Genomic DNA, 19279 nt, shown 5'->3' with positions numbered 1-19279 from the left:
AATGAACCGGTAATCCCTACTTCGTGAAGGTTCGGGAATACAGCTACAAAGGGGTAAACCAAAAGCGAAACCGAAGGGAATTCCAGCCAAGTTCCCTTTCTCTGTACCGTTCAAGCCCTCTGGCTCATGTCTTTGTCAACGCTATTAAAGTTGTTCAATAATCAGCTTTTGATCACGAAGCTAATCATGATCCTAATACTTGCAAGTTATTATAATGCTAACTTTTCGAGCCGTCAAGGAACCCATATCTTATCTGCCTTGATCCAGGCGGCGATATTCTTGATGGAACAGCTTGCAATGAGGACAAAGCAAACAGATTTCCACCCGCTCTCCAAAAATCCGCGAGATAGTCGTAATCACCTGAGCATCCGGGTCCTGAGTATGAATCAGGATCTTATCCGGGGACAAGGAGATCAAGGTGCTAACGATCACGTCTTCCATCTGCATTTCCTGGTCGGCAATCCGGGCAACGACCCCGCCCGAAGCCGGTACGTGGACCGGCGTAAATTGCTCGTTCAAGATCGCGAATTCATGGCCGTGTTTATGCATCAAGTGAACCAACGGCGTCAAGGGCTCTTGAAAATACACGAAATACTGCAGCAGCCCAATAAACTCCTCATATTGCTTATCAAGCAAGTATTCGTCCACGGCAAAATCCACAATTTCCCGCAGCTTGTCCTCATATGTCTTTAAGCGAAACAGGGCGAATCCATCCAGATGAAGATCGGAAGAAGCCTGCAAATACTCGCGAAGCGCCTCTTGGATCAACGTTCTTCGTTCCTCTCGGGAGCTTCCGGTTTCCGTGTCTTCCGCCAACATCCGGTTCACCATCTGTTGGACCTGCAACGCTTCATCCCGGGATTCGAAGCTGTAATCCCGTTTCATCACTCGAGCAGCTAGCTCTTCTTCCTTCACACCTATCAGGTATTCCGCGATTCCGAGCGATAATAAGTCGATCAGTTGTTCCGGGTAATCTTGTCCGCCGTCCTCATCCGGCCGGCCGATCACCACAGCCTCCAGCATCTCGCCCTCAGCCGCTTGAAATGTAAGCTGAACCTCGCGGTTATGTAAGCTGTTAACGGCATCTTGTATCAGGTTTTTGAACCGTTCCTCCGATTCGGCGGAACCGCAATTAACGCGTACGGTAAAAAAATCCATGAACCTGGCCCCCTTCCGCTTCCTTCTCCAAGTATATGGCGGGAAGGAAACGGATATACGGAAACGGTTCATGGAATGAAAGGTAGCTCTTCCAGTAAATTGTCAGCTGCTACACCCTGTTAGTTTTGCATAATAAAATCGCGTTCGATCGTTGCTTCTCCGTCGAAGACACGCAAAATTTCGTATTTCGTATTGCGCTGGGCCGGGATTTTCCCCGCCGCACGAATGATGGACAGAATCGATTCTATATTGACTTTATGCGTTGCCCCGGCGGACGATACGACATTCTCCTCGATCATCGTGCTGCCGAAGTCGTTACAGCCGTACTGCAGCGATAACTTGCCGACTTCCGGCCCCATCGTCACCCAGGAGGATTGCAGGTTCTTGATGTTATCCAACACGATTCGGCTGATCGCCACCGTTTTCAGATAAGATTCCGGGGTCTGGCGTTCCGCTTTCAGATTCGTGTTATCCGGCTGGAAGGTCCATGGAATGAAGGCCAGGAAGCCTTCCGATGCATAGCCGTTTTGGATGCATTCATCTTGCGCTTCACGGACGCGCAGCAAATGCAACGCCCGCTCTTCCATCGATTCGCCGAACCCGATAACCATCGTGGCCGTCGTGTTCATGCCGATTTTATGCGCAGTTTGCATAACATCCATCCAGTCTCTCCAGGAGCCTTTCAGGCGGCTGATTTTCCGGCGCGTCCGGTCGTCTAGAATCTCCGCTCCGCCGCCAGGCAGCGAATCGAGGCCCGCCGCATGAATTTCGCGCACCACTTCCTCCAGCGAAAGTCCTTCCGATACTTCCTTCATTTTCATAATCTCCGCAGGAGAAAACGAGTGCATCGTAATGTCAGGGAACCGCTGTTTGATCGCTTTAAGTAGATTCGTATAATAGCTAAATGGCAGGTTCGGGTTCGTTCCGCCCTGCATCAAGATTTCTGTGCCGCCGACATCGATCGTTTCCTGGATTTTCTGAAAAATCAACTCATCCGGAAGCACATATCCTTCCTCCGAGCCCGGCCGGCGATAAAACGCACAAAACCGGCAGTATACGTCGCATACGTTCGTATAGTTAATGTTCCGTCCGATAACGAACGTCGTAATCGGTTCGGGATGCTTGCGCTCCATCAGGATGTTAGCGGTATGCCCCATCTTCTCGACTTCATCGGACTCATACAGCCGAATGGTATCTTCCAGATCCAGACGCCCGCCCTGCAGCGCTTTGTTTAATATATCGTCGATTGCAGTCATGTTCACTGCCTCCTTAGAACAATAAATGAATACCGAGAATACCTGAAAATTGAAATGATAATTCAATCGTAACACAGGTACGCCCAGAAAAACAGCACCCGATTTGCAGGTACAAATGACAAAGGGCCGCAAACGCGGCCCAAGTTTATGCAGATAGAAACCATTAACTATTCCGAAGCGCCTCGTCCAGATCGGCGAGCAAATCGTCGATGTCCTCAAGCCCGACGGAGAAACGCAGCAGACCGTCGGTAATGCCCCGCTCCGCGCGAACCTCCGGCGGCATCGAGGCGTGCGACATCATCGGCGGATAGGAGAGGATGCTCTCCACTGCGCCCAAGCTAACCGCGACGAGCGGCAGCTTCACGAGATTCAGCAGACGCTTCGCCCGCTCGCCCGAGCCGACGTCGAAGGAGACGACCGCGCCATAGCCGGTCGATTGCTTCTCCTGCACCTCGCGGCCCGGATGGTTCGCTAGGCCGGGGTAAAACACCGCGTCGATATCGCCGCGGCGGCTCAGCCAATCGGCCAGCTTACGCGCGCTGATCTCGCTATGCGCCATCCGAGCGCCCAGCGTTTTCATACCGCGCATCAGCAGCCACGAATCCTGCGCGCCGAGGACAGTGCCCAGTCCGTTCTGCACGTATTTCAGCTGACGGGCCAATTCGTCCGTCCGCGCTACCGCCAAACCGGCCAGCACGTCGCTATGACCGCCAAGGAATTTGGTTGCGCTATGCAGGACGATATCCGTCCCAAGCTCGATCGGCCGCTGATAATACGGCGTCATGAACGTATTGTCCACGATGCTGAGCAATCCCTTATCCCGCGCCCAGGCGGAGATTTCCGCGATGTCGGTGATTTTTAGCGTTGGGTTGGACGGCGTCTCCATATAAACAGCTTTCGTATTGGCTTTTAACGCGGCCTTCACCAACTCCGGCTGCGTCATGTCTACAAACGTTGTCTCGATATTCATTCGAGTCAAGATATTCGACAGCAATCGGTATGTACCCCCGTACACGTCTTCCGTCACGATAATATGATCGCCGGCCGAGAGCAGCATCAGCGTCGTTGAAATGGCCGCCATCCCACTCGCGAAAGCAAAGCCCTGCACTCCGCCTTCCAGTACGGCAATATAATCCTCAAGCGCTTGCCGCGTCGGATTGCCGGAACGGCTGTAATCATGCTGCGGCGGATTAAAAATATCGTGATGATGGAACGTCGACGCCTGATAAATCGGTACGCTGGATGCGCCCGTCGCCTCGTCCACCTCGCCGCCGAAATGGATCAGCTTCGTTTCAAATTTGGTTTCCCGTTTCTCCTGTCCGCTCATGCGCCTTGTCCCCCTTCGACTTCCTGCCGCGCCGCTTCCAATGCTCCACTTAAGTCGGCAATTAGATCATCGATATGCTCGATGCCCACAGAGAACCGCAGCAACCGGTCGTCCACGCCTACCGCTTTTCGGATCTCCTCAGGAATGTCCGCATGCGTCTGCACCGCCGGATACGTCATGAGCGACTCCACACCGCCAAGACTTTCAGCGAACGCGATCAGATTCAGATGACGCAGCACCGGCTCCACATAACGGGCATCGGTGACCTTAAAAGCGAAGATTCCTGTGTTCCCACTCGATTGCTTCCGTTGCGTCGCGTACCCTGGATGATCCTCCAAGCCGGGATGGAACACTTCCGCTACCTGTGGATGCGACTGCAGGAATTTCGCGATGGCCAGCGCATTGCTCTCATGCCGTTCCATCCGTAACGCCAATGTCTTCATCCCGCGCATCAGTTGGTAGGAATCGGAGGGGCTTAATACCGCACCAATCGAGTTGTGCAAAATCGCCATCTCCTGCGACAGCTCCTCGCCCTTGGTGACGATCAGTCCAGCCAAGACATCGTTATGGCCGCCCATGTATTTCGTTGCACTGTGCACAACGATATCCGCGCCAAGCTCGATCGGCCGCTGAAAATACGGGGTCATCAGCGTATTATCAACAACCGTTAGCAACCCGTGGGTACGCGCCCATTTCGATACGGCTTCAAGATCGGTGATCATCATCAGCGGATTGGTTGGCGTTTCGATGATCACCGCTTTCGTATTGGTCTGACGCGCTTGTTCCAACCCATCCAAATCATTCGTATCTACGTAAGAGGCGGTTACGCCATACTTGGACATGATTCGTTCCAGCAAGCGATAGGTCCCCCCATAGAGATCCAACGACACGATGAGGTGATCCCCTTGCGAAAACAACGTAAACACGGTCTGCAGCGCCGCCATCCCGGAGCTACAGGCAAACCCGGCATCCCCGGATTCCAGGGCCGCCGCCGCGTCTTCCAGCACCTTGCGGGTAGGGCTCTTCGTTCGAGCGTAATCAAACCCCGTGCTTTGCCCAAGACGCGGGTGACGAAACGCAGTTGCTTGATAAATCGGGTAGTTTACCGCGCCAGTAACCGGCTCCTCGATCGATCCAATTTGCGCCAACCTGCTCTCAATGCGCCATTCCTTGTTCTGCTCCCCCACCTGCAATCCCTCCACTTTAGATCTCATATACAAAATCAGCCGTTTGATCGATATCGTACGGCGTTTCTTGGTACACATAGTAGTTTAGCCAATTGGAAAATAATAAGTTTGCATGGGCCCGCCAGGAAGAACGCGGCGTTCGGGTCGGATCGTCATTCGGATAGTAATTCACCGGCAACTCGATTTCCATGCCTTTGGCAACGTCCCGATCATATTCCCATTTCAACGATTCCGGATCGTATTCCGAATGGCCGGTTACGAAAATATGTTTACCGTCCCGAGTGGCCACCAAATAAATTCCGGCTTCGTCCGATTCCGCCAGAATTTGCAGCTCTGGCACCCGATCGATGTCCGACCGCTCCACGTCGGTATGGCGGGAATGTGGCACCTGGAACACTTCATCAAACCCTCGCAGAAGCTGCACCTTCGGATCGTTTACCGTGTGGGAGAATACGCCAAAGCATTTTTTCGCGAGCGGTACTTTGCGAACCCCGTAATGGTAGTATAAGCCTGCCTGCGAGCCCCAACAGATATGCATGGTCGAAGTGACATGGGTTTTGGTCCACTCGAAGATTTCCTTCAGCTCATCCCAATAATTTACGTCTTCGAAGTCTAGCTGTTCCACCGGTGCTCCGGTCACGATCATGCCGTCAAAGCGGCGGTTCCGGATCTCGTCGAACGTTTTGTAGAACATTTCTAAATGCTCCGCTGGCGTGTTCTTCGAGGTATGGGAACTAGGGTGGAGCAGGACGATTTCAACCTGGAGCGGCGTATTTCCAAGTAAACGAAGGATTTGCGATTCTGTTGTTTCCTTGGTAGGCATCAGGTTGAGAATGGCAATCCGCAGCGGACGGATGTCCTGATGATAAGCGCGGCTTTCGTCCATGACAAAGATGTTTTCACTGGCCAGCACATCCTTAGCCGGCAAATGATCCGGTACTTTGATCGGCATGTGGTTTCACTCCTTTTTATCGTAGCGTTATCCTTAAATCTACATCCCTTTGAGGGGCCATTTAAACAGAATGACCTCTCTCACGGGGAGAAAGGTCATTACGTATCCGGTATGCGCCTCTCTCATCTCTCAGAAGCCGCTCAGCGTTCGAAGCTGACGGTTCTGCAAGAATTAGCACCGCTGCGATTCTCTTGGAAAATCGCCGGTTGCCGGGTATCATCGGGCTAGTCCCTCCACCTGCTCTTGATAAGATTTCGCTATATTTAGTTAGGTTAAGGACCTCGGCGTTGCGCCTACTCCTTGACATTCACTTTAAAGGATTTGGCGGTATTCCGTCAAGAACCTGCGAGAAAAATCACACGAATGTTCATGGACCGCTTTGATCCGGCTCACATAGTATACTTTTGGGTTGAAACATTTCATTCGCTGGCGTTATACTAGACAAGTGCCTTTAGGCCCAGACGGCCCTAGGGTTTGACGAATGTTCAAACAACCTGAAAATAGCGAGGTGAAACCGAGAATGGAAGGCGACCCGAGTCCGCAGAGGACAACCCAGGAATACCAATCGCATAGGAAACCAACCCGCTGGGTGCCTGCGGAACGCTTAGGGCACTTTCTTTTCCCGGTGTTTGCATAAACGCCTTTTTCATCGTTCCGGGCAAGCGACGGTTGGTCCCTTTCCTATGCTTCAACCAAGAGCATCCCAGGCCGGCAGGCCCGGGGAAAGGGAGTGAAAGCTTATGAAAATCCGTCATGTCCAAGCCGGCGTATTTACCCCTGTAGAAGATGTGGAACTGACGACCACCGCTCCAGAAGAAGGCTTCTACTGGATCGATGCCGACGTTGATGATCTCGCTCTGCTGCAGCCTTTATTTTCGCTGCATGATTTGGCCGTAGAGGACTGCTTGAGCGAAGAAGAACAACGTCCAAAGATTGAAACCTACGATAACCACTATTTTATTGTTGTGAACAGCATACGGTATGATGATGAAGAAATTTTTCTACGCGCGTTAAACCTGTTTTTGGGACGGCATTATATCATTACGGTTACTAAGCAGAAAATCAACGAGCTTCGCGCGGTGAAGCCAATCCTGTGGGAGCAGGAAGTCAGTGAGCCCGACCGGTTCCTGTACCTGCTGGTCGACCTCGTGGTCGATAACTACTTTACTGTCGGCGACCGGATCGAAGTAAAGATCGAGAAGCTGGAAGAAGATATCCTGATGCATACCAAACGTTCGCATCTGAACGAAATCATCGGGCTGCGAAGCGAAATTCTGTGGCTGAAGAAGGTACTTGGGCCGCAGAAAGAAGTCATCAACATCCTGAACAAGAAAGATCTCCGGCTGATCGACGACCAGCTGCAGAAATATTTCAGCGACATTTACGAAAACGCCGTGAAGATCTCCGAGAACTTCGATACGTTCCGCGAGCTCGTGGGCAACTTACGCGAGGCCTACCAGGCCGCCATCGCTAACCGCGCCAACGAAATCATGCGCGTATTTACCGCGATTACAACCATCTTCATCCCGCTGACCCTGATTACCGGCATCTACGGCATGAACTTCGATCATATGCCGGAGCTGCATTCGCAATACGGCTACTTTATCGTCCTCGGCATCATGCTTGCCTTGGGTTTAGGGATGTTTTATATTTTCCGCAAGAGGGATTGGATTTAGAGCAACGTACGCGTTTGAACAATGAGGCCAACTTGGACAATAGTCTAAGTTGGCCTTTGTCTATTCATGAGAGCATGTCTGAACTCAAGGAGAACCTCAGGCAGCTACCGTTGCAGCATCCGTTACCACCGCCTCACCCCGCGTGCCGGGCACTCTCACGATGGCGGCGGTACCGGATGCGAATCAGACGCAGCCGCTCATATAACGTGTCGAGGCTACCGCCTTCAGCGGCTTCGGTCCCGTACACTTTGTGCAAGACCGGCTTCAGGAGCGCATCCCCCAGCTCTTCGTAGGCCAACCAAACGGCCTGCTGCTCCGCTTCGGGCATCTCCACCAGCTCGGCACTCACCAAATCATCGGTATTGTAGCCTTCCTTCTCCAAATTCTCCAGCAGCTCGACCGCATCCCGCCGCTCAATGCCTGTTCGCGTGCATATATCCTCCACTTTGAGCCCTTCCGCCAACGCCTCCAGTGCAGCCCGACGGATGCTGAATTTCTCCATCTCCGCCCGGTATTTGACTTCCTTCTGTTTATACAGCCAGGTACGGAATACCTCGCCATCAATCTCCTGCTCGACCCAATCCAGCGGGAACGTCCGCTTCCGCTCCACCGCCTTCGTGATTTCGAGCAGCTCCGCTCCGTATTCGCCGGCTTTGTTCTCTCCGACACCCGGCAGCTGCAGCAGCTCATCAGCCGTTTGCGGCAAAAATACGCTGATCATCCGCAACAACCGGTTGCTGGCAATCAAGTAAGGCGCTTTGCGTTCCGCAGACGCTTTCTTCCGGCGCCATGCCGTCAATTCGTTGTAAACCGGCTCGTTGCCATTGAGTTCGCTATAACAAAACAGCTTCTGTGCAGCCATGCCGCGCCTGGTTAACCCTTCCTTCTCATCCCATATGTCTTCCATTACGGGGCGAAATCCCTCACCTAGCTTGGCGGCCAATCGATGGCGATAAATATGCAGCATCTCCGACCAGGATGCCCCTTCATACCACAGATCCTCCGTCTGACCGTCGGCTAACAGCTCATTCCAGCCCATCCGCCAGACGCCCTCCTCTTCTCCGATCCACACCTGGGCCCCCCGGATCATGGCCCCGCCATCCTTCTTCTCCAAACTGTTCAAAAATACGATTCGCATCAACCTGTCGCCTCCTTAAAATTTCAGCTACGAAGGAGAATCTTAAATGAAGTGCAAACGCAAAAAAGCACCTCTTCTGCGAAAATTCGCAAAAGAGGTGCTTCCCCCAAACGTAACCTGTTATCCCTAATAATACCATGTTTAACCAAGCTGTCAATGCAGATTTTTTCATTGTCCCATCGATTCCCGTTTTCCGGTATAATAGCTAGAGATATTCCATGAAGGAGGCATACAATATGAGTGACCCGCATCAAGAGCTTGATTTCCTATCCGACAGCACCGAAGCGACTTCAACCCGATTCGTCACGTTTATCGGCGGTTCGCTGAAACGGTTTGACCTTGCGGTCACGTCCACCAATCGCTTCTACGGCAAGAAGCTGGTCATGGACCTGCATAACGGACGCACGGCCATTCTGGGTACCGACGATTTGGACGAGGAAGGTTACCTCGAGCATATTTATCAGCTGAACGAAGAAGAAGGTTCCGAGCTGCGCACATTCCTGTACCAAGTCCTAGGCGAGCCTTACTTCACGGATTAATGGGCTGAATTCAAAGTTCGATGTCAAAAAAACTTCCTGAATCACTTCCGTGAAACCGGCTTTTCAGCACCGAGAAGGTTGGATGAAGCTAGGGACTGAGTAGTGGAGCGTAGCTGGAGGCTACGTGAGCAACGGAAGGCCCGGCTGAATTCAAGATTCGATGCCGAATCCGCTTCCTGATTTACTTCGTGATCAAAAGCCGGTTATACAACGCCCATCCAGGCGCTGACACTGGCCATCTCCAGCTCCTCGAACTTGGAGACCACCTGGGCTGCGTTCAGCTCGAGTCGGCAAGCTTCTACCGCACACTCCAACTCGATGTCGCAGCGGATGGTGGCCAGTTGCCGAGAGAGATGGAGCATATCCAGATCGGCTTCGATTTTGGCGCGAACCGATTTGGAGAGCTGGTCCAGGTTAGCCAGGATGCCATCCACCGAACCGTGCTCCTGCACCAGCTTGAGGGCTGTCTTCTCGCCGATCCCACGCACGCCCGGATAGTTATCGCTCGTGTCCCCCATCAAGCCCTTCAGATCAACGATCTGTCCAGGTGTTAACTGTTTCTCCTCCATCAAGGCCTCCGGCGTATACACCATGTAATTGCCGTGGCCTTTCTTCATGATGATTACGCTCGTCCGGTCACTGACCAGCTGCAGCATGTCGTGATCGCCCGTCAGTACCAGCACATCCATCTCCTGTCCAAAACGGGATGCCAGCGTCCCGATGCAATCATCCGCCTCGAAACCCGGCGAACTGATATTCGGAATGCCCAAGCTGTCCATCACCTCGCGGATCATCGAAAACTGCGGGATCAGCTCTTCCGGCGCGTCCGAACGATTGCCTTTATAATCGGAGAATTGCTCCGTCCGGAACGTTTTGCTACCCAAATCCCAACAGCAGGCGATATGCGTCGGCCCAAACTTCTGTACCGCGTCCCAGAAATACCGCATAAACCCATACACCGCATTCGTCGGAACGCCTGCTTTCGTCCGCCGAATATATCCCGTGGCAGCCGAAGCATAAAAGGCGCGGAACATCAGCGCCATGCCATCCACCAGCAGGATCGTATCTTTACTGCTTTGCACCAAATTCACGAGTCACTCAAGCCACCTTTCGTTTCAAAAAATGATTTCCCCCATACTTGTTCGTAGGTCTCTTCCTTGTACCCAACGGTCGCGTTCTTTCCGTCCGACACGATCGGTCGTTTGATCAGCATGCCGTTTGACGACAGCAGCGCAAGCTGTTCTTCCCGCGTCATCCCCGCCAGCTTGTCCTTCAAGCCTAATTCCTTGTAAACCTCACCGCTGGTATTAAAAAACTTCTTCAGTTCCAGCCCACTGAGCTTCACCAGCTTATCCAATTCGGCGGCACTCGGCGGCGTTTCCTTAATTTGATGCAGCTCCAGCTCATGCCCTTTGGACTGCAGCGATTTGATCGCATTACGGCATGTCCCGCATGGCGGATAATGATATACAGTCAACTGACTCACGTTGCAATTCCTCCTAACCATTTGCAGAAAAAAATAGTTCGCCTCCGCGCAACAGGTCCTCGAGTTTCCGCATATCCGCGGGCAACTCCGACTTGAAGGTCAGCGTTTCACCGGTAAGCGGATGGCGGAAGCCCAGCTCCGAGGCATGCAGCGCCTGCCGCGAGATCGCTCCGTCCAACCGTGCGATACGCTCGCGCGCAGGCTCCGGCAGTTCTGCGAGGCCCGGCAGCCCGTAGAACTTGTCGCCGATCAGCGGATGGCCGATCGACCTCATATGCACGCGGATCTGATGCGTCCGCCCCGTGCCGAGGCGCAGCTCAACCCGGGACCCGTCGCCGTAAGCTTCCGCCACCCTGTAATAGGTCAGCGCGGGATAACCCGACGGGGTCACGATCCGGCGATGAGGCTCGTCTGGATCGCGATCAATCGGACCGTCGATCGTTCCTTCCGGCACCGACGGACATCCATGCACCAGCGCCGTATATTTTTTGGTCACCTCGCCGGCGATCAACTGCTCGGAAATATGCTGATGGACATATGCATTTTTGGCAATGGCGATTAAGCCGCTTGTTTCCTGATCCAGCCGGTGCACCGGACGAAACCGAAACCTCTCGCCCTTCTCCTGCCAATAATGCACAACGCCGTTCGCCAGCGTACCCGTGTAGTGACCATGCGTCGGATGGACGATCACACCTGCCGCCTTATCCACGATAAGCAGCGCTTCGTCTTCGTACACGATGTCAAAAGGAATCGGCTCCGGCAGGATATCGGCGGACGTTTCCTTCTCCAGCGATACGCTCACCGTATCTCCGGCTTTGACCGGAACGCTGATGAATACCCGCTCTCCATTCAACATCACTCCGCGCTCCGTCAGCTTTATCCGGGACAGCAGCTTCCGGGAAACACCTAACCGGCGCTGGAGTACTGTTTTTACCGTCCACCCATCTTCCGCAGCGGGCACTTGATATTTAATCGGATCATAATATTCGGATCTCACTTGTTGCCAAACACCTTCCCGCTCCGAACGTATTCGATATCCGCAACCTGGGCGCGATGATTGGCGTTACGGGCAGCCGCGAAGAAATAGTCCGACAAGCGATTCAGATATTTCAACACCTCGGCATTGATTTCCTTACTCTTGCCCAGCGTGACCACCCCCCGTTCCGCCCGGCGACATACCGTTCGGCAAACGTGGAGGATCGCAGCCAACGGTGTTCCTCCCGGTAAAATAAACTTCTCGAGCGGCGGATTCTCGAGCTCATACCGATCAATCCAGGCCTCTATCTGCTCCACCAGCTCCGACGTAACCTTATAACGGCTTTCCGACAGCTTAACATAAGCGAGATCGGAGCCGCAGTCGAATAATTCCTGTTGAATTTGCAGCAGCTGCTCGCGAAGATCACTAAAGGTTTCCTCGTCCGACAAACTGGCCGCTTGGCCGACAAAACTATTGAGCTCATCAATCGTTCCGTACGCCTCCACCTGCGCATCGTCTTTATTCACTCTACCGCCGATGACCGAGGTTTGGCCCTGATCACCCGAGCGCGTATAGATCGACATTCAAATTCCTCCCCGTGGCATACTCTCGTACCATCTTACCATAAATCGAAGCCCGGCTGGTCATGGAACTACTGGAACCGCAAAAGGGGACCCGCATGCGGGTCCCCTTTTCCAACTGATAAAGACAGGTTAACGTCTATTTGATTTTGGATTGGATTTCATCGTTTTCATGAATTCATTGATCTTCAGGTCCAATAAGCTGCTGACTTCAATCACAATATCCGATGTAAAGGATTTTTCCTGCAGGAAGAGCCGTTCCATCTTGCTGCGCAGCAAGTGAATTTCGTCCTCCAGCGTGACGGCTTGCGGTGAATGCGGCCGATCCTCTTGATCCATCCATGGATGCATGTCACGGCCTTCAGCGATTAGAGCATTATCGTATGGCAAGTTGTACTCACCGCGCAAAAGAAATCCCTCCCTGAGAAACTTAAACCTTCTTCCAAAATCAAATTATACCATGTCTTTAAAACTTAAATCAATTAGAAAATGAAAGAATTGTTAAATACCTCCAAATTTCGAGGGTTTTCGACTTTTGTCGTCAGCAAGTCAACCTTGCTACAGTTTACGAACAAATTGCTCCATACGGTTGAGAGCTTCGTTCAACTGGTTCACACCCGTCGCATATGAACAGCGAAGGAACCCTTCTCCTCCAGCGCCAAAGACGTTGCCGGGAACCGCCGCGACCTTGGCCTCAAGCAGTAAACGTTGGGCGAATTCCTCCGAGCTCAGTCCCGTTGAGGCGATGCTTGGAAAAGCGTAGAACGCCCCCTGAGGTTCATGGCATTCGAGCCCGATATCACGCAAACCTTGGACGATTAACCGGCGGCGCTGGTTATAGGACTCCACCATTTGGTCTTTATCAGGAAGCCCGTTCTTAAGCGCTTCGAGTGCAGCAACTTGCCCCATAACAGGAGCGCACATTACCGTGTATTGGTGAATTTTCAGCATCGCATAGATCAGATCAGGATGGCCGCAGGCATAGCCCATACGCCAACCTGTCATAGCAAACGCTTTGGAGAAACCGTTGACGAGAATCGTCCGGTCCTGCATCCCCGGAATCGAAGCGAAGCTGACATGCTTCTGTCCATACGTCAGTTCCGAGTAAATTTCATCCGAAATGACGATCAGATCATGTTCCTCCACGAGTTTGGCAATTGGCAGCCAATCCTCGTACGTCATGATGCCCCCCGTCGGGTTGCTCGGATAATTTAAAATAAGAACTTTTGACTTCGGTGTGATTTTTGCCTTCAGGTCCTCCGCCTGCAGCTTAAATTCGTGGCGGGCATAAGTCTCAATTTCAACCGGTACCCCTCCTCCGATCGAAGCGATCGGCGAATAGGAGATATAACAAGGAACCGGAACGAGAATTTCGTCGCCCGGTTCGATCAACGCCCGCAGCGCAAGATCGATCGCTTCGCTGCCGCCAACCGTGACGAGAATTTCATCTTTGGGATTGTATTTCACATGATAACTCGTATCCAAGTATTCAGCGATCGCTTCCCGAAGCTCCGGCGTTCCCGCGTTGGAAGTATAGCTCGTATATCCGCGTTCCAGCGAGTACACACAAGCCTCCCGCACATGCCATGGAGTTATAAAATCCGGTTCGCCTACGCCTAACGTAATAATATCCTTACTACCGCTGGCCAGGTCGAAGAAACGGCGGATGCCGGAGGGTTGAATCTCCCGGACCCGCGGGGCCAAATACGACGTCATCGTTTTATCCGACTGCTCAGCTCGTTGTGATTGAATGCTCATAACATAACTTCCTTTACGGAGATATCAACAAACGGCGATCTTCCTCGGGATCCTCGAAAATGATGCCGTCCTGCTTGTATTTTTTCAAAATAAAATGGGTCTTCGTCGACAACACCGACTCCAGGGTGGACAATTTGTCGGATACGAAGCTCGCCACTTCCTTCAGATTGCGGCCTTCCACTTCCACCAGCAGATCGTACGCGCCGGACATCAGAAATACCGATTTGACTTGGGGAAACAGGTACACCCGCTCCGCGATCGCTTCAAAGCCGCGCCCACGCTCGGGCGTAATTTGCACTTCGATCAGTGCCGTGACTTTCTCGTCATCCAGCTTGCTGGAATTCACCACCGTCGCGTATTTGACGATCACATGGTCCTCTTCCAATTCCCGAATCGCTTCCGTCACTTCCTCCGAAGACGCGCCTAGGAGTGTCGCCAACAAATTCGCATCCCGGCGGGCGTCCTCTTTGAGGAGGTCCAGCAGTTTGAGCTTCAATTCGCTTAGTTGTTTCATCCCTCATCCTCCAGCGATGCTTCCGCGTGCCCCTCTCGATAACCAAGCGGCTTGCAGAATAAATTTAATACTTATATTACATGAAATTTGTGCGTCTGCATAGAAAAACCGTCCACTCCAAGTGAGCTTTCGGAATGGACGGTTAGGCGTTAAATCGAGTACGGCGTCAAGACATTAGGCTGATGCGCTTCCACATTCGCTTGATGGGCATGAGGCGTCCAACGAGAGGTTCGCTGTTCGGTAAACTGGCGCAGCTCCAGCTGCGTTTTCTCCGCTTCCTGCAGCTTTTTGTCCAATAATTGGCGTGGCGCTGGAGCCGGTGCCGTATAGATGCCTTGATGTTTCATCAGCTCATAGAGGGTACCTTGCAATCTCAAGGTGCTGTTCGTCAACTCTGTGAACAACTGCCGGACAGCCGGACAGGACGACTCCGTTGTTGCAGTTGTATATTCCCGAACCGTACGCCGTAAATCGGCTAAGATGGATTTTAATAAATCGTTCTGGGGCAAGAGCTCTTGGTGGTCCGTCTGATTCATCGGGCTGTTCCTCCTATAGACAAGTTGATTAATGGTTTGGCGTTGGAGCCGCCATTTGATGCTGGCGCAGCGAATCCGTCAATTGATGCAGATGATGCTCATGCGCACGGATATGCTCCAGCATCGCCTGCTCGATTTCAAAGTTTTGCGATACGGCGGCGGCTGCCGCACAGAGTTTGCTTAGCATCTCCTCATTGGAGATCGAATCGGCGATATAATCCAGTTCTTTCATGGATAACGGCTGCATCTGAGAGTACATCATCGGGTTTCCCTCCTGGTGAATGATCCTTCTTGCGGTATTATGCCCTGCACCTGTGAGGATATGTTATAGAGGTCATCATTCCATGACGAAGCAGAGAAGGAATCGCCGTTTTTAGTCCGGGGCGGTTGGATATAATGATGGAATCTCCCTTGTACGAAAGGATGAACCGGCATCGATGAAATTACATACCGGCAAGTTATATTGGCCTTCTACGCTGCCAAATGCAGCCAAATATCCCGTGCTGGACCGTGACCTACACTGCGAGGTGCTCATCGTGGGAGGCGGTGTCGGCGGCGTCCTTTGTGCGTATCTGCTGGCGGAGCGAGGAATCGATGCGGTACTGGTGGAGCGGGACAAGATCGCCGGCGGAAGCACAATGGCTAGCACAGGCTTACTGCAATATGCCAGTGACAAAACACTGGCTTCGATGATCCGAACCTTTGGAGAGGAACCGGCCGTCCATTTCTACAACCTCAGCCGAACGGCACTGGAACGGTTAAAGCAGATTGCCGGCAGATTGGAGGGGGCAGCACGGTTGACAGAGCGCAGCAGCATTTATCTCGCCAGCTCCGAGGGGGACGTCAAGGCGCTTCGGGAGGAATGCGCCGCGCTGCAACGTTTCGGGTTTCCGGCGATCTGGTGGTCGGCCGGCGATCTCGCGGATAGATTTCCCTTCCGTTACCCCGGTGCGATATACGCGGGAGGAGATGCGGAGATGAACCCCTATGCTTTCGTTCATGGTTTGGTGCAGAAGGCCGCACAGCTTGGGGTGAAAGTTTATGAGCGGAGCAAGATGCGCGGCAGTGAGCGAGGGGACGACGGACGAATTCGCTGTCTCTGCGGCGAAGGGAGAGTGACAGCTCGCCATGTCATCTGGGCGACCGGCTATGAGGCGCAGCAATTTAAGAAGGAGAGCGGCGCTCATTTTCGCGCCTCTTACGTGACCGTCACCGAGCCGGCGTCCTCCCTGAATGATTGGTTCGAGCATTGCCTGATTTGGGAGACGGCCAGGCCGTATCTGTATATGAGGACCACCCCCGATGGGCGGATCATCGCCGGAGGTCTGGATGAGATTCTCCCCGGCGGCGAACTGCCGGAAGGCCGTGAGATCCGGCAAAGCGAACGGCTGCTATCAGAGATCCGCCGGCGATTCCCGAATCAGGAAGGCTTAAATGCCGACTTTGGCTGGGGGGCCGTATTCGGTGAATCCCGGGACGGCCTTCCTTTTATCGGACTGCATCCGAAATATCCAAACTTTTATTTCCTGGAGGGTTACGGCGGAAATGGGACGGTCTGCAGCATGATCGCAGCCGAGATGATCGTAGATCAGCTGACGGGAATTCGGCGGGAGGACATGGCCATGTTTTCGCTAATACGAAGTTCCAAACCCAAGCCCGTGCCTACACAGCAGCAATAGATCTTTTAGGCCGCCTTGGCCCCCCTTTTTAACAGCCGGCGCAGGGCCAACCAGCTCAGCACCGGCGTCGCCCCTAAGGCAAACATCAGCCAGGTGATCGTTGGCATTCGTGGAACCATGGAGTACACGGCGATAAACATCAGCGTGCCCCCCAAACGGCCAACCGTAATGCTCAGTTCGCGCAACACAATCAGCTCGACCCGCCCCTCAACGCTTTCCGGACTGTTGCCGATCAAATCGAATACCGAAGAGATCACCGGGATCAGGTACAGCGGCAAAAACAAGGACGTACCCACCCCCATCACCATGAGAGTCGTGTAATTGACCTTCCACAGTAGCGGGAGGATCACAGCGGTGATGAGCAGGGCACCAATCAACATCCCGTAGTAACGCGTTCGGATTTTCAGCCATTTGCCTACGGCCCAGAAGCTGACTAGAGAAACCAAAGAGGTGATCAGCGAATATTGCCCAATTCGCCATTCAGCCGAAGTACTGATGAAAATCAGCAGATTGATGAGGAAGGAAAACACGCCCTCGCGCAAGCCATGGGCGGCCGAGGCCGGAGCGGCCTGCCGCCAGGCGCTGCCCTTTTGCAAGTAATGTACCGGGGCAAGCCAGTTGTACGGCTCGCCTGTTTTTCTTTTTTTCAACCAAAAACTCAGCAGGATTCCGGCACCATATACAATTAATGAGATTGTGAAAATGAATCGGTAACCGGCTTCGCCATGTTTGATGGAGATGAGCCATCCGGAAATCCACGGTCCGAAGATCCCGATCACCGAACCTAAAATTCCCACCCAGCCGTTGAATCGGTCCCGCGTCTCCACATCAGTCACTTCGAAATACACGACGTTGAAGGCCAGCCAGAATAATCCCGAACCGGTGCCGAACAACAAACCAAGCGGCCATATGTAGTCCACCGTATGTTTTCCTGTCCATAACACCAGTAAATAAAAGATCCCCGAAACGATGATCCCGAGCCGCAGGAATATCATTTTATCGCGTTCCTTCACCCATTTCCCGGCAATCCAAAAGACAAGCCCCAGCGCCAGCTGTTGGCTGAACGTAAACCAGGCGATCAAGCTGAAGTCCGGTTTGACTTTCCAGATGTAAACGTTCAGGAACGTGCCCGACAAGGCGCCGGCAAGCACGAACAGGCCGTTCACTGCCAGCAGCAGGATGGATTGGCTGTTCAGCTGTTTTTTCATGAATTTGCTCCCCCGCCAAACTTCGAGTTTCCCCCTGTAAGAGGTTGTGCAACTGTAAGATACCCAAAAATGGCCGAAGCATGAGACGTTCTCGGGAAGCCCGGGGACCCTTGGAAGCCAAAAAGCCCCGTCCGTAAAGGACAGGGCGTATCGCTGCCAATATTTTAATAACTTATTCGTTGTCTTCCTCACCAGAGATGGTGCGGATCATGGCGATCCGGGCCGGTTCATTCAAAAATCGGCTGACGTGGAAGCAAGCGGAGCAGACATATACGTTCAGCTCGGCCTCCTCCGGAAGGAGCGGGCGATCGCTTCCGGCCGGAATGGCCGCTTCAAACCCGCCGTCAGGGGAGATGAGCTTCTGCTTCCCGGCGTAAACCATATACTCCCGGCAATGCGGGCATTCCGGCACCTCGTCTTGTCCATCAAGCAGCTTCTCGACGCCGGTTTCGTATTTCAACCAATCACCGCCTGAAGCCGTAAACGCCTCGATGCGACGAACAGCGCCCAAATGTGCCTCCCCTTCTTCTTCCCAATACGACTCCCCGTCCTCGTCATCTTCATCGTGACGGTGCTTCCGATCCTGAAAGGGATGATCATTCTCTTCGTCTTCGAATTCCTCATCCCGGCCCAGCGAGATGTTGATCGTCCGATAGCCCTTCAATTCGTTGTGGCAGTGAGGGCATTCCTCCTCCGGCCCCAGTTCTTCATCCCAAACGATTTCCGTTTGGCACCATGGGCAAATCGTCGTTTCCATACCAAGTTCGTCCTTTCGTTACCAAATTAAGCATTCCATAAATAAATAATGCCCGCGGCCAAAAACAGGATAGAGGCGATAAATAACACCTTGACCAGGTTTTTCACGTCATTCTACTCCTTCAATTTAGATCCCTAACCGATACAAGCGCCGATCAAAAATGACACCGCCACCGAAACGGCCATCGCGATAAAACCGACACTCGAATTCCCTGCCGCAACTTCTTCATCGATGCGGAATACCGGTGTCAAAAACTCGAATAGCAAATAAGCGGCAAATAGCAGCAAGGCCCCGACCGAGGACCAAATCATAAAGTCATAAATGGACGGATGTGCCGCCGCATAACGAATGATGTTGGCTAGCCCAAATATTTTGCCGCCGGTCGCCAGCGACGCTGCCATGTTGCCGCGCTTAATCTCCTGCCAGCAGCGGTACCTTGCAAACAGTTCGAAGCAGGAAAGAAACACGATCAATTCCAACACCGCTACGGAAAAATATCCGATCATCAGCCCCAGCGGTTGCTCCAAGAGCGGATCAATGCTTTCCTTCAT

The 19279-nt window shown here is 52.9% G+C and carries 21 protein-coding genes and 1 riboswitch; of the genes, 3 read left to right on the top strand and 18 right to left on the bottom strand.

Annotation, left to right across the window (positions count from 1 at the left end; genetic code table 11):
• Window positions 1–249: 249 nt before the first annotated feature.
• From M0651_RS02430 to metA, 5 genes are all read right to left on the bottom strand, one after another.
• Window positions 250–1158: a putative sporulation protein YtxC gene (locus M0651_RS02430; RefSeq protein ID WP_248550239.1), complete on the bottom strand. Its 909-nt coding sequence runs from the start codon at window positions 1156–1158 to the stop codon at window positions 250–252.
• 119 nt (window positions 1159–1277) lie between these two features.
• Window positions 1278–2414 carry a cyclic dehypoxanthinyl futalosine synthase gene (gene mqnC, locus M0651_RS02425; protein WP_248550238.1) on the bottom strand — a complete coding sequence of 379 codons (1137 nt, stop codon included), beginning with the start codon at window positions 2412–2414 and terminating at the stop codon, window positions 1278–1280.
• Window positions 2415–2577: 163 nt separating this feature from the next.
• Window positions 2578–3741, bottom strand: coding sequence for a trans-sulfuration enzyme family protein (locus tag M0651_RS02420; protein WP_248550237.1), 1164 nt, complete (start codon window positions 3739–3741; stop codon window positions 2578–2580).
• Window positions 3738–4955, bottom strand: coding sequence for an aminotransferase class I/II-fold pyridoxal phosphate-dependent enzyme (locus tag M0651_RS02415; protein WP_248550236.1), 1218 nt, complete (start codon window positions 4953–4955; stop codon window positions 3738–3740). Before M0651_RS02415 ends, M0651_RS02420 begins: the two co-directional genes overlap by 4 nt.
• Window positions 4945–5880: a homoserine O-acetyltransferase MetA gene (gene metA / locus M0651_RS02410; RefSeq protein ID WP_248550235.1), complete on the bottom strand. Its 936-nt coding sequence runs from the start codon at window positions 5878–5880 to the stop codon at window positions 4945–4947. Before metA ends, M0651_RS02415 begins: the two co-directional genes overlap by 11 nt.
• Before the next feature lie 119 nt (window positions 5881–5999).
• Window positions 6000–6133, bottom strand: a riboswitch (SAM riboswitch).
• Window positions 6134–6620: 487 nt separating this feature from the next.
• Here metA and corA point away from each other — a divergent pair.
• Window positions 6621–7556 carry a magnesium/cobalt transporter CorA gene (gene corA, locus M0651_RS02405; RefSeq protein ID WP_155607073.1) on the top strand — a complete coding sequence of 312 codons (936 nt, stop codon included), beginning with the start codon at window positions 6621–6623 and terminating at the stop codon, window positions 7554–7556.
• Between the two features lie 133 nt (window positions 7557–7689).
• On the opposite strand, the gene M0651_RS02400 is transcribed toward corA, so the two are convergent.
• Window positions 7690–8694: an HRDC domain-containing protein gene (locus M0651_RS02400; RefSeq protein WP_248550234.1), complete on the bottom strand. Its 1005-nt coding sequence runs from the start codon at window positions 8692–8694 to the stop codon at window positions 7690–7692.
• A gap of 236 nt (window positions 8695–8930) precedes the next feature.
• On the opposite strand from M0651_RS02400, the gene M0651_RS02395 reads away from it, so the two are divergent.
• The gene (locus tag M0651_RS02395; protein ID WP_248550233.1) at window positions 8931–9233 is read left to right on the top strand and encodes a DUF3055 domain-containing protein; all 303 of its coding nucleotides are present in this window, start codon (window positions 8931–8933) and stop codon (window positions 9231–9233) included.
• Between the two features lie 203 nt (window positions 9234–9436).
• Here the strand turns inward: M0651_RS02395 and M0651_RS02390 are convergent, their stop codons facing one another.
• The 9 genes from M0651_RS02390 to M0651_RS02350 form a co-directional block, all read right to left on the bottom strand.
• Complete coding sequence (locus M0651_RS02390; protein ID WP_248550311.1) at window positions 9437–10318, bottom strand: 5'-3' exonuclease; 882 nt, start codon at window positions 10316–10318, stop codon at window positions 9437–9439.
• A 2-nt stretch (window positions 10319–10320) separates the two neighbouring features.
• Window positions 10321–10719 carry an arsenate reductase family protein gene (locus M0651_RS02385; protein ID WP_248550232.1) on the bottom strand — a complete coding sequence of 133 codons (399 nt, stop codon included), beginning with the start codon at window positions 10717–10719 and terminating at the stop codon, window positions 10321–10323.
• A 13-nt stretch (window positions 10720–10732) separates the two neighbouring features.
• Complete coding sequence (locus tag M0651_RS02380; protein ID WP_248550231.1) at window positions 10733–11716, bottom strand: RluA family pseudouridine synthase; 984 nt, start codon at window positions 11714–11716, stop codon at window positions 10733–10735.
• Complete coding sequence (locus tag M0651_RS02375) at window positions 11713–12279, bottom strand: cob(I)yrinic acid a,c-diamide adenosyltransferase (RefSeq protein WP_248550230.1); 567 nt, start codon at window positions 12277–12279, stop codon at window positions 11713–11715. Before M0651_RS02375 ends, M0651_RS02380 begins: the two co-directional genes overlap by 4 nt.
• A gap of 129 nt (window positions 12280–12408) precedes the next feature.
• A complete protein-coding gene (locus tag M0651_RS02370) occupies window positions 12409–12627 on the bottom strand; it encodes an aspartyl-phosphate phosphatase Spo0E family protein (protein WP_248550310.1) in 219 nt (72 codons plus the stop codon).
• Window positions 12628–12834: 207 nt separating this feature from the next.
• Window positions 12835–14034 (bottom strand): aminotransferase class I/II-fold pyridoxal phosphate-dependent enzyme, encoded by a 1200-nt coding sequence (locus tag M0651_RS02365; protein WP_282577688.1) that lies wholly within the window; start codon window positions 14032–14034, stop codon window positions 12835–12837.
• A 13-nt stretch (window positions 14035–14047) separates the two neighbouring features.
• Entirely contained in the window at window positions 14048–14548 is a 501-nt protein-coding gene (locus M0651_RS02360) for an Lrp/AsnC family transcriptional regulator (RefSeq protein ID WP_248550229.1), read from the bottom strand.
• 149 nt (window positions 14549–14697) lie between these two features.
• On the bottom strand, window positions 14698–15084 hold the full coding sequence (locus tag M0651_RS02355; RefSeq protein ID WP_248550228.1) for a spore coat protein: 387 nt from the start codon (window positions 15082–15084) through the stop codon (window positions 14698–14700).
• 28 nt (window positions 15085–15112) lie between these two features.
• Window positions 15113–15346 carry a hypothetical protein gene (locus M0651_RS02350; protein ID WP_248550227.1) on the bottom strand — a complete coding sequence of 78 codons (234 nt, stop codon included), beginning with the start codon at window positions 15344–15346 and terminating at the stop codon, window positions 15113–15115.
• Between the two features lie 175 nt (window positions 15347–15521).
• Between M0651_RS02350 and M0651_RS02345 the strand changes: the two genes are divergently transcribed.
• Entirely contained in the window at window positions 15522–16763 is a 1242-nt protein-coding gene (locus M0651_RS02345; RefSeq protein ID WP_248550226.1) for an NAD(P)/FAD-dependent oxidoreductase, read from the top strand.
• A 5-nt stretch (window positions 16764–16768) separates the two neighbouring features.
• Here the strand turns inward: M0651_RS02345 and M0651_RS02340 are convergent, their stop codons facing one another.
• The 3 genes from M0651_RS02340 to M0651_RS02330 form a co-directional block, all read right to left on the bottom strand.
• Window positions 16769–17971: an MFS transporter gene (locus M0651_RS02340; RefSeq protein WP_248550225.1), complete on the bottom strand. Its 1203-nt coding sequence runs from the start codon at window positions 17969–17971 to the stop codon at window positions 16769–16771.
• 172 nt (window positions 17972–18143) lie between these two features.
• Window positions 18144–18728: a hypothetical protein gene (locus M0651_RS02335; RefSeq protein WP_248550224.1), complete on the bottom strand. Its 585-nt coding sequence runs from the start codon at window positions 18726–18728 to the stop codon at window positions 18144–18146.
• Window positions 18729–18862: 134 nt separating this feature from the next.
• Entirely contained in the window at window positions 18863–19279 is a 417-nt protein-coding gene (locus M0651_RS02330; protein ID WP_248550223.1) for a DUF350 domain-containing protein, read from the bottom strand.

The sequence above is a fragment of the Paenibacillus mellifer genome (genome assembly GCF_023195895.1).
GTDB classification, from domain to species: domain Bacteria; phylum Bacillota; class Bacilli; order Paenibacillales; family Paenibacillaceae; genus Fontibacillus; species Fontibacillus mellifer.
Note: the sequence above shows the minus strand (reverse complement) of the source record. Positions and strands in the feature narration are given on the sequence as shown.